Genomic DNA, 15265 nt, shown 5'->3' on the forward strand with positions numbered 1-15265 from the left:
GCCGTCCTGGGCCAAGGATGGCCCATGACGGCGGCCCACGGTCCAAAGCCGGAGTGAGGGCACACCGAGCCTAGGCGAGGTGCCGAGTGGTGGGGCAAGAGCCTTTTGGTTACTTTTGGGCTCCTTTCAAAAGTGACCCGCTGTAAGAGCGGAACCAATACAAGCCATCCCCCAAAAACGGATATGCCCCCAAAAAGAAGCATCACCCATTAGCCAGCTCTTCCAGATGATCCATCAACTCCTGCGGCTTAAGCACCAACACATCACTGTCCACCGCATCCAGCACCACCTCCGCCGTATTCCCGATCAACGCCCCGGAAATCCCGGTGCGCGCCACCGTACCAATGATGGTCACCGCCGCCTGCCATTTGTGCGCCGCATGAGGAATCAACACATCCGCCGGCCCTTCCTCGATATGCAGATGAGTGTCGTCAATATCGAACTCCGCCTGAAACGCCTTGCACTGCTCACGATACCGGGCCTCGATCGTCTCCTTGAGCTGAAACACCGGATCCGCCGCCGACAGCATTGGCGACGGATGCGCACTGATCACATGCAACTGCGCCTTGGCCAGGCTCGCGATATCAAACCCATGATCAATGATCGCGTTATGCAACGCCTGATGCTCGGCATCAGAATTGCCCACATCGATGGCCGCCAAAATCACCCCGCCAGCCCAAGGCCTGGACGTCTTTACCAGCAGCACCGGAGTCGGGCAGTAGCGCATCAACTTCCAGTCGGCAGGCGTCAACAGCGCCTTTTTCAGCGGGCTGTCAGCGAAATGCTGCTTGACCACCAACCCACAACCCTCTGCCTGCTGCACGTCGATGATGGTTTCATGCAGGCTGTCATTCCACGCCTGTTCGGTGGTGACGCTGTAGCCATCCTCCTGCAAACCGGCCTTCAGCAGGCTCAACATCGCAGAATGCTCGTGCTTCTTGTCACACACCAACAAATGCAAATGTGCCCCGGTGACGCCGGCAATCAGCTTGGCGCGCTTGAGGGCCAGGCTTTCCGAATGCTCAGGCTCGATGACCACCAGGATGCTGCGTATGGCTTGCATGGTCGGGTTCTCCAAAAAAGGGTGGGCGTGGAACAACTATAGTTGCTGCCCGGCACACGTCATGTTGATGCACATCAAGCCCGGTAGCTGGCGGTCTGCGGCGCGGTCGGTATAATCGCCGGCCTTTTGTGAATCTTTGCCCGTGAGCCCGATGAACCTGCCAGAAATCCACGAATTCCTCGGTTGCCGCACCCCCGACGGCTGGGTCCAGGCCGCGTTGGCCGACCAGGAAACCCTGCTGATCGACCACAAGAACTGTGAATTCAAGGCCGCCAGCACCGCCTTGAGCCTGATCGCCAAGTACCATTCCCACGTCGACCTGATCAACCTGATGTCACGCCTGGCACGGGAAGAACTGGTGCACCATGAGCAAGTCATGCGCCTGATGAAGAAGCGCAAGATCGAGCTGCGCCAGCTGTCCGCCGGCCGCTACGCTTCGGGTTTGCGCAAGGTGGTGCGCAGCCATGAACCGGTCAAACTGGTGGATACCCTGGTGGTCGGCGCGTTTATCGAAGCCCGCAGTTGCGAGCGTTTCGAAGCACTGGTGCCGCATTTGGACGAAGAACTCGGCAAGTTCTATTTCGGCCTGCTGAAAAGCGAGGCCCGGCATTTCCAGGGTTACCTGAAACTGGCTTACCAGTACGGCGACGCCAAGGACATCGCCCAGGTCATCGACCGTGTACGCGCCGCCGAGCAGGAACTGATCGAGTCACCGGACGTCGAGTTCCGCTTTCACAGCGGCGTGCCAGCCTGACGCAACCGCTGCACCGAGCAACGCGGTGATACCGGCGAGTATCAGGATCACCGTCTGCGTCCCCAGCGGCGCCGCCAGCAGTGCGATCAGCAACCCGGCCAGCGGCTGCGAGAGGTTGTTGAGCAAGGTCAGCACGCCCACCGTCTTGCCAAAGTCCCGGGCCGGGATTACCCGTTGTCGGACGCTGCGGATGTACACGTTGAACATCTTGTCGAAACCGGTCAGCAGCAGGAAACCCACGGCATAAGCCCACACATTCGGGCTGATGGCCGTGATCAACGCTCCCACGGCAATCATCGAATACGACAAACCGCCCAGCACCTTGAGCGGCAGGGAAGCGCGCGCCAGGAAAAACAGGATGGCGATGGTCACCAGCGCGCCGGCCGCCTGCAACCCGGCGTAGGTGTCCTTGCCGGCGGCGTATTGGCCAATGACCATCGCGGCGGAAGTGGCGAGGGTGACGCCGATGATCAGGTTCACACCCACCGCCAGGGCGATAATCCTTTTCAGCTCCGGCAGGTCGCGGATATGCCCGAAGGCAACGCGCAACGGTTGCAGCCAGATGTCGTTGTGCTGCTCGAAGGTTTCAAGATTGACCGTGGTGTGGCGTTGCCAGATGCGCATCGCCAGGTCCGCCAGCAGGAACAGCCCGGCAACCCCCAGCACGACCCAGTGCCAGGCCCAGACGCCCAACATCAGCGCCGCCACCAGCGGGCCCAGCACCAGCCCGGTCTGGTCGGCAATCTGCGAGTAGGACAAGGTCTTGGCGTAGGTGTAATGCTTGAAGATATGCGGCAGCAGCACCTCCCGGGCCATGATGCCCTGGGTGGTCAACACGCCGCACAGCGCCGAAAGCATGACAATCCAGTAAATCCCGTCGAACATTCCATACAGCAGCACCGCCGCCACACACGCCAGCGCCCGGTACACCTGGCTGATATGCAGGACGCGCACGGCGGGATATTTGTCGCACAACGCCCCGCACACCGGGAACGACAGGTACCGCGGCAAGGATTCGACAAAAAACGCCAGGCCCGCCCACGACACACTGTTGGTGGTCTGGAACACGATCAGCGGCACGATGAACAACAGAATCTGGTCGGCCAGGCGTGACAGAAACAACGAAATGAAGAAAGCCAGGTAATCCTTGCGCATGGTGTGCTCGTGTCCGTGAGTCAAATCGTCGTCAGTAGCCGGAGCCGGATTTATCCGTGAGATTGTGGCGCTCGTCGCCCTTGAGCGGCGGGTTGAATACGCTGACCAGCACCAGGTCCTGCTCCTTTCCGCCTCTTAGATAATGGCAGTCGTGTTGGTCCAGCGCATAAATATCACCGGGGCGGATCGGGTAGACGTTACCGTCCATATCTTCGACTTCACCCTCACCGGCGATGCAGTAGCAAGCCTCCAGGTGATTACGGTATTGCAGCAGTGACTCGGTGCCGGCACGCACGACGGTGTGGCAGACGGTATAACCCATCCCGTCCTTTTCCGTCAGCAACCGATGGCTGGTGCCAGCGCCCCATTCGACAAAGTGCGCGGTGTTTTCTATGTCTGATTTGTGACGAACGAACATGGTTTTCTCCCGCTATGTAGGTAGAGGGCCATGATTCTCTTGTGTTTGTGGTGTTGTCATCAGCGACACTTCCGAAAAGCGTGTGGGGCGCATCTGGCGGACGGTACCGAGTTAAAGACTGCGGTGAAACTGTTAAAAACTCTTAAAAGCATGAAGCTTCGTCGGCCAGTGATGGCCAGCTGCTTTAGTCTGCCGGCTTGCCACCTATAATGCGCACACTTCAATCCGCGCGTGCACTGGAAATTTATGGATAACTTGGGTCTCGGCAAGGTCTTGCTCGTGGAGGACGATGAGAAGCTGGCAGGGCTGATCGCCCATTTCCTGTCCCAGCATGGCTTCGAGGTGCTGGCCGTGCACCGCGGCGATCTGGCGCTGGCGGCGTTCCTGGAGTTCAAGCCGAAGATCGTCGTGCTCGACCTGATGCTGCCCGGCCAGAGCGGCCTGCATGTGTGCCGTGAAATTCGCAACGTGTCCGACACGCCCATCGTGATCCTCACCGCCAAGGAAGACGACCTCGACCACATCCTCGGCCTGGAGTCCGGCGCCGATGATTATGTGATCAAGCCGATCAAGCCGCCTGTGCTGCTGGCTCGCCTGCGCGCCCTGCAACGTCGCCAGGCGCCGGAACCCACGGTGCGCGGCGCCCTTGAGTTCGGCCGCCTGGCCATCGACCGCAGTTGCCGGGTGGTGAGCCTGGGCGGGGAGAAGATCGACCTGACCACCATGGAATTCGAACTGCTGTGGTTGCTGGCCAGCGCCGCCGGGAAAATCCTCTCCCGCGATGACATTCTCAACCGCATGCGCGGTATTGCCTTTGACGGGCTCAACCGCAGCGTCGACGTGTACATCAGCAAGCTGCGCGGCAAGCTCAATGACAACCCCCGGGAACCGGTGTGCATCAAGACCATCTGGGGCAAGGGCTACCTGTTCAATCCGTTCGCCTGGGAGGTCTAGATGTTAAGGCTGTTTCTGCGTCTGTATATCATCCTGGCCATTGGCTTGGCCGGGGCGATCTGGCTGGTGAACTACACCTTCGATGAGCTGTTGCCGGAAGCCAACGAAACCTACAACCGCGAAGCCCTGCGCGGCCCGGCGTATGGGGTGGTGGAACAATTGCGGCCGGTGACGGGGGAAGCGCGCGCCGCCCGCCTGGCCGAGTTGCAACCGCACTATGGTTTGCGCCTGGCGCTGGTGCAGCGGGACAGGCTGAAACTGACCGAGCGTGAACAGCAACTGCTGGCCAGTGGCGAGTTGGTGGTGCGTGGGGATTTCATGGAGTTCATCTCCAACATCGACGGCGGCCACCAACTGCTGGAAATCAAACTGCCGGAAGAGCCCAAGTGGCTGTACATGTGGGCCTATGGCTTTCTCGGCCTGTGCCTGGCGATTGTCCTGTACTTCTGGGTTCGGCCCCATTGGCGTGACCTGGAGCATATCCGCCTGGCCGCGCAACGTTTCGGTGACAACGATCTCGGCTCGCGCATCCTGCTGCCGCGCCGTTCTACCGTGCGCGAGCTGGCGGGGCACTTCAACCAGATGGCCGAGCGCATTGAAAGCCTGATCGCCAACCAGCGCGAGTTGACCAACGCCGTGTCTCACGAGCTGCGTACGCCGATTGCGCGGCTGTCGTTTGAGCTCGACCAGCTCAAGCAACAGGCCGATCCACGGGAGAGCCGCGCACTGATCGCCGACATGTATGCCGACCTCGGCGAGCTGGAAGAAATGGTCTCGGAACTGTTGACCTACGCCAGCCTGGAACGCGGCGCCACGCAGATCACCCGGGAAAGCATCGAGGCCCACAGCTGGCTCGACAGTGTGATCGGCAGCGTCGCTTTGGAGGCCGAGGCGGCAGGCGTGCAGTTGCTGCTGCGCACCTGTGAAGTCGATTACATCCGTATCGAGCCGCGCTTTATGGCACGGGCGGTGATCAACCTGTTGCGCAATGCAATTCGCTATGCCGACCGGCGCGTGGAAGTGTCGCTGGTGAAGTTTGGCACCGGCTATGAAGTTCGAGTGAATGACGATGGGCCCGGTGTGCCGGTGGAAGGGCGAGGGAAGATTTTCGAGCCGTTCCTGCGCCTGGACGCCAGCCGTGACCGGCGCACCGGTGGCTTCGGCCTCGGCCTGGCGCTGGTGCGGCGGGTGTGCCAATGGCATGGCGGGCAGGTTGAAGTGCTGGATTCGGAGTGGGGCGGGGCATCGTTCCGGATGACCTGGGCGTATGCCGAGTAATCATCCAGGAGCCATGGAGATCAAATGTGGGAGCGGGCTTGCTCGCGAAGGCGGTGAATCAGTCGCCGGATACATTGACTGAAACACCGCCTTCGCGAGCAAGCCAGCTCCCACATTTTGATTGGGTTACCAAAGTTAGAACGTGTACTCGACCATCCCCATCACCGACGTCTGCAAGCGTCTCTCCACAATCGGGCTTTGCCCGGCCTTGTCTGCCAGGTACTGCACATCCAACAGCGTCGAAAACTGTGTGTGTTCGCTGATCGGCAAGCTCCACACCAGATTCATCCCGTTGCTGATGTTGCCGCCGCTGGCCTTGTAGGCCTTGAAGCGACTCTGTGCGGCCTGGCCGGTGGTCACGCCGTACCAGGTCTGCAGGTAGTTGCTGTCGCCAAAATGGCTGCTGAGGCTGGCATCCAGCGAACCGTAGTCGCCGTCGTACAGGTTGGTGCCCAGGCTCAGTTCCAGGTGGGTGAACGCCTTGCCGGAATCCTTGTGATCATCTTCCTCAAGCGCATGTTCCAGGGTTGCGCCGAGAATTACCCCGCCCAGGTTATAGCTGCCACTGACACCCACCTGGGGGCGAGTCTTGATCTCGCCCATGCCCTTGAGTTTCTTCGAGCCCGGGCGCCCGGTCTTGCTTTCGTCCTTGCGTGAGCCGCTGGCGCCGACGTAGGCGCTGAAGCTCGCACCGCCGCCGTCATAACCCCAGCCCAGGCCCTTGTCGGTGTCGAGGAAAATTCCCCACGGGCTGACGATGGCTGCGCCCAGCACCGGCGCGGTGACTCGCTCGTCGCTGCCGCTGTAGCGGGGCAGGTTGGCCACGCCGGCCTTGAGGGTGTACTCCCAGTCGTCGGCCAGCAGGGTGTCGGCGCTGGCCAGCAGGTACAGCGACGTCAGGGACAGGCACAGGTGTTTTGAACGCATGATGGTCTTCATGTGAGGTCAGAGACTCAAGGGGTTGTGGGGAGAATCGGTACGTTTGAAGTGGTAGCCGGAGGCGCTCAGGCCGTTGACCTGGCGACTCACGGTATCGCCCAGGCCATAGCCGTTGCCGGCCAGCACCGCGTGGGCGTTGTCCACGGGCAGCAGGATGTAGTCGGTCAGCGGCTCGTCGTGCAGTTGGCCGCGGATCACCAGGAAGCCGTTCTCCAGGCGCACGCTGATGCCGCTCAGGGGCGCGTCGGGCTCATGGGTGTTGAGCACTTGATAGGTACCGATGGTGTCGGCCCAGGCATTGCTCAGCGGGGTCGGTTCGATGCGTTCGCCCACCGGGACGCGTTGGCCGTGGCTGCGGGCGCTGAGCATCTGGCGCCCTTGCACCGTTACCACATCCAGCTGCACACGGCCCAGTTCGCCGAGGTCCTTGAGCCAGAAGCCGAGGAATTTCTGTTGTGCCCGCAGCCAGCCCTGGCCGTCGCGCAGCAGTTCGAAACGGGTGTCGGCCAACTCGCCATACAGCTGGCCGTTTTCGTCCTTGATACGGAAGACACCCCAGGCCGTGGCGTAGAAACCCGCCAGGCGCCTGCGGTCGATCGCGGCGGGCACCTGGCGGATTTTCAGGCCGTGGGCGGGCGCCTGGCAGTTGTCGGCACACACCGGGTCGCCGGTCTGGGCCTGGAGCATCAGGCGCAGGGTGTCGGTGGTCAGGGACACCACCATCTCTTCGGCGTTGCTGTCGTTGGCCATCACGATCACGGCCAGTTGCTGGTCCGGCAGCATCGTCAGTTGCGCCGCGAAATCATCCCCGCCACCGCTGTGCTGGAAGGTGCGAATGCCGGGGCCCACCGGCTCATCGCCGCAAGGGGCGAGAAACCACCCCAGGCCCATCTGGCAGTCGAAGTCCAGGGCGTTGCCGGTGTTTTGCTGGGTGAACATCTCGTCAATCGACTGGCTGCCCAGTACCTGTCTGTCTTTATAGAGGCCCCGGGCGAAGAGCATGCGCACGTAGTGGCTGAGGTCCTTGGGGCTGCTCCACAGGCCACCGGCCGCAAGGTCGCGCACCTGGGCGTCGGCGCTGACGGTGCCGTCTGCATAACCCCGGGCGCGAAAGCCCGGTTGCGCGCCTGTGCCGACGAAGCTCGACTGGTTCATCTCCAGGGGCTTGAGCAGGCTGCTTTGCAGTCGGGTTTCGAAATCCTGCCGACTGCTGCGTTCGATGGCGGCGCCGACCAGGGCGTAGCCGAGGTTGGAATAGGCCACCTGGGTCCCCGGTGGCGTGCTCAGCCAAACCCCTGAAATACGCATTGGCATCTGGCCCATGGCGAAGGTGTTGCGCACGTCCCGCAGGTGTTCGCTGGGCAGGCCGGACTGGTGGCTGAGCAGGCGGCGCAGGGTGATGTCGCGGTCGGCGGCAGCCTGGTCGGAATGAAAGCGCGAGCGTACGTAGAACTCCCGCAGCGTGTCCTGGATCGGGGCGTCGAGGGCCAGGCGCTGTTGCTCCACCAGTTGCAGGGCGGCGGTGGCGGTCAGCAGTTTGGAGAGGGCGCCGGCGCGGAACGCGGTGTTGGGGGTGACGGGTTTGCCCAGGGCCTTGTCGGCCAGGCCAAAGCCCTGAGCCCAGATCAGTTCCTGGCCGTTGACCAGGGCGATGGACAGGCCGGGTATGTTTTGCCTGGCCATTTCGCTGGGAATGCGTTTTTGCAGGTAGCGGATAATTGCGCTGTAGTCGCCCTTGGGAATGGGCGGCGGGGCCGGCGGCTGGCCGTGGCAGCCGAGGCTGCCCAGCAGGCAACCCAGCAGCGGAATACTGCGCAATGTGCGAAACATGATGAGCACCCGAGGGGTGGTTTGGATGCTCGAATGCTAGGGGCGGGCCGTCGATGAGTCTTTGTGAGCTTTGTCGGGAAACTGTCAAAGACTGTTAATACAGGCCGCCCCTAGCGGGTTTGCTCCATTGCCGCAGCTCCAGCATCAGCTATACCTAATGCTCAACGCTTCCTCAACGTCAGCCAAGGAGTCTCGCGATGAAACTGGGAATAATGATCAGCACCGTGTGTATTGCCACGATCGGGGTGATGGGGTGTTCCAGCAAGGTGACGCAGCCGGACGAATACTCCGGGTTTCTCTCCGACTACAGCAACCTCAAGGAAGCCAAGTCGCCATCGGGCGCGCAGGTGATGCGTTGGGTGGACCCCAACCTGAGTCTGAGCCGCTATAACGCGGTGTACATCGAGCCCACCCAGTTCTACCCCAAGCCGCAAGCCAGCACCAGGATCCCTGAAAGCACCTTGCAGGGCATCAGCACCTACTACAGCCAGGCGCTCAAGCGCGAACTGGAAAAGTCCTTGCCGCTGGCCGACGGACCAGGCCCGGGCGTGATCGTGGTGCGCGCGGCGATCACTGCCGTCAGCAGCAAGACCGAAAGTCTCAAGCCCTATGAGTACATTCCTGTCGCCCTGGTGGTCGCCACGGTCAGCACGGGCGCCGGGATTCGTGACCAGGAAACCACCTTGGGCACCGAAGCCCAATTCCTCGACGGTGCCAGTGGCAAGGTGGTCGCCCAAGTCGTGCGCAAAGGCACCGGTAAACCGTTGGCAAACGACTCCCAGGTGATGAAAGCCGATGACGTGAAAAGCGTCATCGACGGCTGGGCGTCGGACCTGCATCAATCGTTTTTGAAGCTTAAAAAGGGCTAAGCCTCAAACGGTGCGCGACTTGAGCGGGTGCTATTTGATCGGTGTGAGCGGTGGCTGCTTCCATTGCCCGTTACCCACTTCAGGCTTGGGCAGGTAAATGCGCAATAGGGCATAGAACGGGCCGGGTGGTGCTGGCAGCCAGTTGCTTTGTTCCGCCTTCGGTGGCTCGTGGTGCGCGACCAACAGCGTCAGGCCGCCATCGGCGTCGAGCTTGAAGTTGGGCAACATCCCCGACGTGAGCACGTAGCGCTTCTTCAGGTTGGGGGTCAGCAGATTGGTCTTGGCGTTGTACATGGTCAGTGACCAGAATGCGTCGGTCGGTGGCAACTGGTCCTTGGCGAAGTGCAGGGTGTAGCTGTGGCGTGCGCCGTTGGCGGGTTTGCCCTCGCTGTCCACGGAGTAGCGCAGGTAGGCCGTTTCATCGCCGGAGTTGCCAAACAGGTGCAGGTTGGCGCCAGCGTAGCGGTACAGGTAGTTGTTTTGAAGGTGGTCGCGATTGCCGAACAGGTCTGCACTGGATACTTGATGGGTATCGATCTTGTCTTTTTTGAAGGCTGCATACTCGGCTTTGCCGTCGGCGATGCCGTCATCCAGCGCTTTGCGTTGCTCAACCGTCAGGGCCTTGAGGTCGAACGGTTTACCCGCCTCGACGCCGATCCTGGCAAAACGCGCGAGCACGTCTTTCTCACTGTCCTGCGGTGCTGCGTAGGCCAGCATGAAGTTCAGATAGCGGAACAGATGCACGCTGTCGCTCATGTTCGGCGTAGGCTTGGGCCAGGCAATTTTCGGCGGCTTGATGGGTTTGGGCTGCTTCACGTAGCTGCTCAGGGTCTGGACCTTATAGCCGCCCTGGATCTGTCTGACTTTGCCCAAGTCCTTTTCATCGAACAATTGAGTGCGGTACAGGGCGTAGGCGATGTTGCTTTCGCTGTACACGACGCGGTCGATATCGGTTGGCTGCTGGCCTTTCCAGCCCGGGCCGGCAATCATGTAGTGGCCACCGTTGTTACCGGTGCTGCGGGTGCCCAGATAGCCGAAGTTCTGCGTATAGAGGTCGACCAACTGCACGGCGTAGTAGCGGTTGTCTTCGATCCTGGGCAGGGTCAACACCACGGGCTCGGCCCGCAGATCGAGCCAGACAAAGGAGTTGGGCGTGTCCGGGTTGGGGGTGGGGATCGCTGTATCTTTAGGGGTTATCGCCTGCGCGGTGTTCCCGATGTGGTTGAACGGCGCCTTGAAGTTCGCCCCGGTCTTGTCGACAGCCTGGGTGTAGAGAGTCTTGTACATCTCCACCACCGGGAAGCCATAAAGATAGGCTTCCTTGGCGATGGCCCGGGCTTCACTCGGCGTGGCGGTGAAATCGGCCCAGGCGCCGGTACTCATGAAAATCGAGAGGCTCGCCAACAGCAGGCGCGTCGGTGTTCGAATCATGTTGTTGCGTCCTTACTGAGTCAGTCGGATGTCGTCGAGTTTTTCAGCTGTTATAAAAGCAGGCTCCGGTGGGCGCGTACAGTCGCAACTAGCTGAACCTTTGCGTGTCAGGCAGAGTTTGCACTCAGTTGCTCGGGAAGTCTTTTGGCACGTGAGGTTCAACGCAAAGATCTATCGATCAGTTGACATCAACGAGATCAAGTGCCGCCTGTGAAAGGCGGCATCGGGGGGCAGTCAAGGCAGTATGGACTTGACCTTGTCACGCAACTGATCAATCGAGAACGGCTTGCCGATCACCTGCATGTCGGCTGGCGAATCGATATTTTCGGCATAACCGCTGGCGAACAGGATGGGCAGGGCGGGGCGTATTTCACGGGCCTTGAGGGCCAGTTGCTTGCCGTCCATGTCCGGCAGGCCGACGTCGGTCATCATCAGGTCGATGGTCTGGTCGGTGTCTTGAACAATTTTCAAGGCTTCTTCGGCATCGGCCGCTTCAAGCACTTGGTACTCCAGCTCTTCGAGGACATCGACGATCAACATGCGCACGATGGCGTCGTCTTCGACTACAAGGATGGTGGAGGGGGCGGCTGACATAGTGGAGGTTCCCGAACAGTGGAAGGGGCAGGTCTTGGGCGATGGGAAGACCGTTTTCATCCTGAGTATTGTCGGTCCCGGCAAGTTCCCCAGATAAGCAAAACATTGTGCCGGTAACGGCTACAAATGTCGCGTATCACCGCCACTCACTTGCCAGGGGCTTGCTGGAACAACCAGCAAGCCCCGGCCATGGTCTCAAGCTGCCGGTTTTATCGGTTAAAGGGATCCGTACACCAACCCATGTACCCGGCTCTGGTTCTCGCTTGCCTTGAAGGTGCTGACCGTATATTCCGGGTTTGTCGGCGTCCCAAACGCTCCCGGGATGAGCGGCGTCTTACTGTTGGCCAGCGATTCCTTCATTCCTTTTTTCATGGCGTCCTCGGTCGGAAAATTGACCAATCCGAAATTGGGGTCGAAATAGAACCATTTTCGCGTGCCGCCTTCCACGATCACTCCCGCTGTCATCGCGTGGACGGGCGTGGCGATGATGAGTGTCTTGGACGTCGTCGCGTTGGCCAGGTCATCGATGATGGCCTGATAGGACTTTTGCGTGACGACTTCAGCCGAGTGCGGTCGCTTTCTGAAGTGATCCTGGGCTTCGCTCATGTCCTTGATGAACCTCGCCGATTTTGGGTTGGTTTCCTTGGTTGCCGCCGCAATGAAAAGCTTGTCGATGTACTCGTCCTGTTTTCCAACGGACACGGCGTAGGCCATTGCGTTGGCTAACACGCCACATTCGCCTCCGGTCACCGTGTCCACCTGGCTCAAATAGAAATTCTGGGGCATGCCCCTGAGCTTGATGCCGGGGATTCGCTCAATTTCGGCTTTGTAGAACTCATAGTTTTTAAGGCCGACTTCTGATCGCTTTTTGCCTATTGACTGTGCCAGGGCGCCGATTTCTTCGGGGCTTCGATTCGGCTTAAGTGCCAGTTCCATGAGCTCTGCGATATCCATGGAGCCCGAGTAGCCCGGGATGTCATCCACTACCCCGTTGTTATAGCCACGCATATACGCATCGTGGCTCGTTGTTCTGGCGTGTTCCTGCGTAGCCTTGAATGAGTTGGATAATTGCTTGGAGGGTGTGTTTTGCGCCTTGGTGGCCGGCCCTCCGACAAAGTACTCCCAGAAGCTTTCAACGTTGTCCTGGACCGACACGGTCTGTGGCGTGAACCCCTTCAGCGGTGGGCCATAGGGTTGTTTCTTGAGGGCGTCGTACGCGTACCATTCGCCCTTGTTCAATACAGCGGAGGCTTCGACGGTTTGATCCGCCAGCTTGATGGTGCCGATTGCCGCGACGCCATGTTCCTTGCCGGCGGCGTTCAACAGGTCATAGCTGCCGGCTGCCCCCTTGAGTTTGTTTAGCCCGTTAATGCTTTTTTCGACTACAAACTTGCCGCCCCGGTTAATCAGTCCTGCGCCTCCCAGAAGCAAATCGCCCAAGCCGCCCACCGGGTTCAAGGCGCCGATGGTGGCGACACCGATCTTTTTGGCAACATTCAGCGCCTTGGCGCCTGCACTGAGGGCTTTTGTGCCCGCCTGTGCCGCTTTGGACGAACCCAGGCTGACAAAGCCCAGCAGGTCCAGCTGGAGGTCAATCGCCCCCTCCAGGTAATTACCCTTGGTAAAGTTGGCAATCGCTGACTTGAAGGGAATGAGGTCGAGGAAGAAATGGGTCACCTTCAACTCGGTTTCCATTTGCTTGTCGTAGGTCGTGGCGCCCTTGGCTTGCTTAACGACATCCTCGTTGCCCAGGTCGAGGTTTTCGACAAATGCCTCCGCGATGTACTGGGTACGGGCGGTGGCAAAGCTGTTGGGAGGCAGTGGGTTCGTGTCTGTACTGGCTGAGCGCTCGGGCTCAGTGGCCTCTGAAGCGTCGAATTTTTTTATTCTGTTTTCCTCGATCGCCAGTTCCCAGGTACTCGCAGAGAAATCCTGGGGCGTTACTTTTTTGATGCTGCCGTTTTTTATGTCCAGCCTATAGGTAACAGGTTCCGTGCCACCCTCTACCTGTATCAGCAGCTCATTTTTAATCGGTTTGAAAAGCGAGGTGACCAGGTTTGGGCCCAATTGATAAACAGAGGGCTGGTAAAAAGTGAGGTTGCCCTGCTCGATGTTTTTTCGATCTTCCAGCGGCAGGCTGGCGATCAGGTGCTTTACGGTGGTGGCAACCCCGTCATTCAGCGACTTGATCGACGCTTCAAACTGCTTTTGAAATGTCGCGTTTACGTCGAACTTGAGCGACTGGCCTTCCAGTGCCTGGGTGATGTCTGGATCCTTGGATTCCCAGGTGTAATCGCCCAAGCCACTCATGGCGATGTCCAGCAACGAATGCAGGCCCGCAGGTGCGCGGTTTGGGTCGTAAAGCGGTACGCCAAACTGTTGTTGGCGGGTGTCCTTCACCGTCAGGGCCTTTTTTTCAAACGGCACATCTTCGCCAAATCGCTCCTTGAGCTGGGCCAGTGCAATGGCCTTGCGGCTCGGGATATCGGTCTCCAGCAGGGTGGAGGCCTTCATGCGTTCATCCACCTGCTGAGTGAACTCGACGCGTATCGCTTCCAGCTGGTCGGGGCTGTAGGCATCGTTGGGTTGTTTGCTGATAACGCCGTTGGCCACGGCCCAATCAATCAGCGCTGCCCTCTGTGCGCTTTGGGTCACGGCGGGCTCGGCGAGTGCAGCGCTTTCGGCCTTGAGCATCACTTGGGCGAAAGTCATGTTCGGTACCGAGCCCGGCGACTGCGCTTCAATCGACGCCGCCGCAACCGCCAGGTTGACCCAGGCCGGGCTGCCATAGGTCACGCTGGCCGGGATGTCTTTGATCAGGAACTCCGGGGCTGTTCTTGCCAGCAATACGTAAGCACCCGCCTGGGCCATCTCGGGGCTCGTTCTGCCCTCGCTCGACAGGTGTGCGCTCAGCCCGTTGACGATGGCAGAGGCCGGCTTGCCCCAATGTTCTTCACTGGCCACGTCGAAACCGGCCAGTTTGTTCCGTTGAGGCGCCTGGACTGACTCGGGATCCATCTGTGCACTGATGGCGGCCAGCAGGTAGTCGTAATGGCTGTTCTTGGTCTCGATACCATTGAGCCCGCGCTGCAGGGCCTGGCCCATCAGTTGGCCTTCGGGCGAGCTTAAAAGAAACTCGAGGATCTTCGCCGGGTCGTTCAAGGCGGCCACAGGAATGGGATTCTGGTACGCGAGAAAGTCCAGGACGCTCTTTGTCTGCGTGACTTGCGGCTGATCGCCGAGGTGGTGGGCGTGGTTCATCGCAAGCAGGCGCAACTGAGTTTGCTGGTTCTGGTCCAGCGGTGCAGGCCAGGACAAGGCACCGCCCAGGTCACCGAAAGGGTGGGCGGCGATCCTGACGATCGCTTCCAGTTTCAGCTTGAGCAACTCGGCCTTGGAGGTTGGCAGAGGCACCCCGTTGGCATTCAGGAATGCCTCCAGGCTTTGGTTGACCCTGGTCCCCATGTCCAGGGTGTTGTGATGGGACGAGTCAGGATGAATGGCCATTTGTGTGAGCTTCAGGACGGACTGTACATAGGGGGCGGTGTCGTAGTCTTGCAGGGCTGGGGCTGCGAGGTTGATGGCGTCCAGCAGGTTCTGCCAGTTCTGCCGGTCGGCCATGGGCTGTTTCAGCACATCGGAGCGGCTGGCGGCTGATGCTGGCGCTGCTGCAACGGCAGGGGGCGTGGCTGGCTGGGGGCTCAGGGACGATGCCCCGGAAGCAGGGGAGGAAGAGAATTGGGGCGCAGGCTGTTGCACGGAGAGGTTGCTGACATTTTGCATCGGTGGGTACCTGTTTTATTAGGAGATACGCGCCTTTTCCGAGGAGGTTCCCTGTTCCCCACGGCACCCCTTTGGGTGGGGCGGCCCACACACAACGTTCCAGGCTCACTTCGGTTCCCATGTAAGCAGGAAAGTCAATTGCCGAGTGTTAAAAACACATCCATTCGTCTATTTATCAATGGGTTATGTAATCCATG

The 15265-nt window shown here is 60.0% G+C and carries 12 protein-coding genes; 4 read left to right on the forward strand and 8 right to left on the reverse strand.

Going from position 1 to position 15265, the window contains the following annotated elements; genetic code table 11:
* Nucleotides 1-202: 202 nt before the first annotated feature.
* Nucleotides 203-1063, reverse strand: coding sequence for a universal stress protein (locus HX807_RS30370; RefSeq protein ID WP_003217553.1), 861 nt, complete (start codon nucleotides 1061-1063; stop codon nucleotides 203-205).
* Between the two features lie 151 nt (nucleotides 1064-1214).
* Here HX807_RS30370 and HX807_RS30375 point away from each other — a divergent pair, with 151 nt between their 5' ends.
* Nucleotides 1215-1817 carry a tRNA-(ms[2]io[6]A)-hydroxylase gene (locus tag HX807_RS30375; RefSeq protein WP_008431008.1) on the forward strand — a complete coding sequence of 201 codons (603 nt, stop codon included), beginning with the start codon at nucleotides 1215-1217 and terminating at the stop codon, nucleotides 1815-1817.
* Here the strand turns inward: HX807_RS30375 and HX807_RS30380 are convergent.
* A complete protein-coding gene (locus HX807_RS30380) occupies nucleotides 1773-2972 on the reverse strand; it encodes an MFS transporter (RefSeq protein ID WP_177048696.1) in 1200 nt (399 codons plus the stop codon). The two genes, HX807_RS30375 and HX807_RS30380, sit on opposite strands and share 45 nt — an antisense overlap.
* Before the next feature lie 31 nt (nucleotides 2973-3003).
* Entirely contained in the window at nucleotides 3004-3390 is a 387-nt protein-coding gene (locus HX807_RS30385; RefSeq protein WP_003217559.1) for an ectoine synthase, read from the reverse strand.
* Between the two features lie 246 nt (nucleotides 3391-3636).
* On the opposite strand from HX807_RS30385, the gene HX807_RS30390 reads away from it, so the two are divergent.
* Both HX807_RS30390 and HX807_RS30395 read left to right on the forward strand, forming a co-directional pair.
* Nucleotides 3637-4344, forward strand: coding sequence for a winged helix-turn-helix domain-containing protein (locus HX807_RS30390; RefSeq protein WP_003217561.1), 708 nt, complete (start codon nucleotides 3637-3639; stop codon nucleotides 4342-4344).
* The gene (locus HX807_RS30395; RefSeq protein ID WP_087693018.1) at nucleotides 4345-5622 is read left to right on the forward strand and encodes an ATP-binding protein; all 1278 of its coding nucleotides are present in this window, start codon (nucleotides 4345-4347) and stop codon (nucleotides 5620-5622) included.
* 135 nt (nucleotides 5623-5757) lie between these two features.
* Here HX807_RS30395 and HX807_RS30400 read toward each other — a convergent pair whose 3' ends face one another.
* On the reverse strand, nucleotides 5758-6561 hold the full coding sequence (locus HX807_RS30400) for a MipA/OmpV family protein (protein ID WP_177052066.1): 804 nt from the start codon (nucleotides 6559-6561) through the stop codon (nucleotides 5758-5760).
* A gap of 6 nt (nucleotides 6562-6567) precedes the next feature.
* Nucleotides 6568-8391 carry a serine hydrolase gene (locus tag HX807_RS30405; RefSeq protein ID WP_177052068.1) on the reverse strand — a complete coding sequence of 608 codons (1824 nt, stop codon included), beginning with the start codon at nucleotides 8389-8391 and terminating at the stop codon, nucleotides 6568-6570.
* Nucleotides 8392-8588: 197 nt separating this feature from the next.
* Here HX807_RS30405 and HX807_RS30410 point away from each other — a divergent pair, with 197 nt between their 5' ends.
* Entirely contained in the window at nucleotides 8589-9260 is a 672-nt protein-coding gene (locus HX807_RS30410; protein WP_102369048.1) for a DUF3313 domain-containing protein, read from the forward strand.
* A 30-nt stretch (nucleotides 9261-9290) separates the two neighbouring features.
* Here the strand turns inward: HX807_RS30410 and HX807_RS30415 are convergent, their stop codons facing one another.
* The 3 genes from HX807_RS30415 to HX807_RS30425 all read right to left on the reverse strand — a co-directional run bounded on the left by HX807_RS30415 (nucleotide 9291) and on the right by HX807_RS30425 (nucleotide 15068).
* Nucleotides 9291-10691 (reverse strand): DUF1254 domain-containing protein, encoded by a 1401-nt coding sequence (locus tag HX807_RS30415; RefSeq protein ID WP_003217572.1) that lies wholly within the window; start codon nucleotides 10689-10691, stop codon nucleotides 9291-9293.
* Nucleotides 10692-10925: 234 nt separating this feature from the next.
* Nucleotides 10926-11285: a response regulator gene (locus tag HX807_RS30420; protein WP_003217574.1), complete on the reverse strand. Its 360-nt coding sequence runs from the start codon at nucleotides 11283-11285 to the stop codon at nucleotides 10926-10928.
* A gap of 216 nt (nucleotides 11286-11501) precedes the next feature.
* Complete coding sequence (locus tag HX807_RS30425) at nucleotides 11502-15068, reverse strand: hypothetical protein (protein WP_256349618.1); 3567 nt, start codon at nucleotides 15066-15068, stop codon at nucleotides 11502-11504.
* Between the last annotated feature and the right edge of the window lie 197 nt (nucleotides 15069-15265).

This window comes from Pseudomonas sp. D8002 (genome assembly GCF_013385695.1).
Taxonomy (GTDB): Bacteria; Pseudomonadota; Gammaproteobacteria; order Pseudomonadales; family Pseudomonadaceae; genus Aquipseudomonas.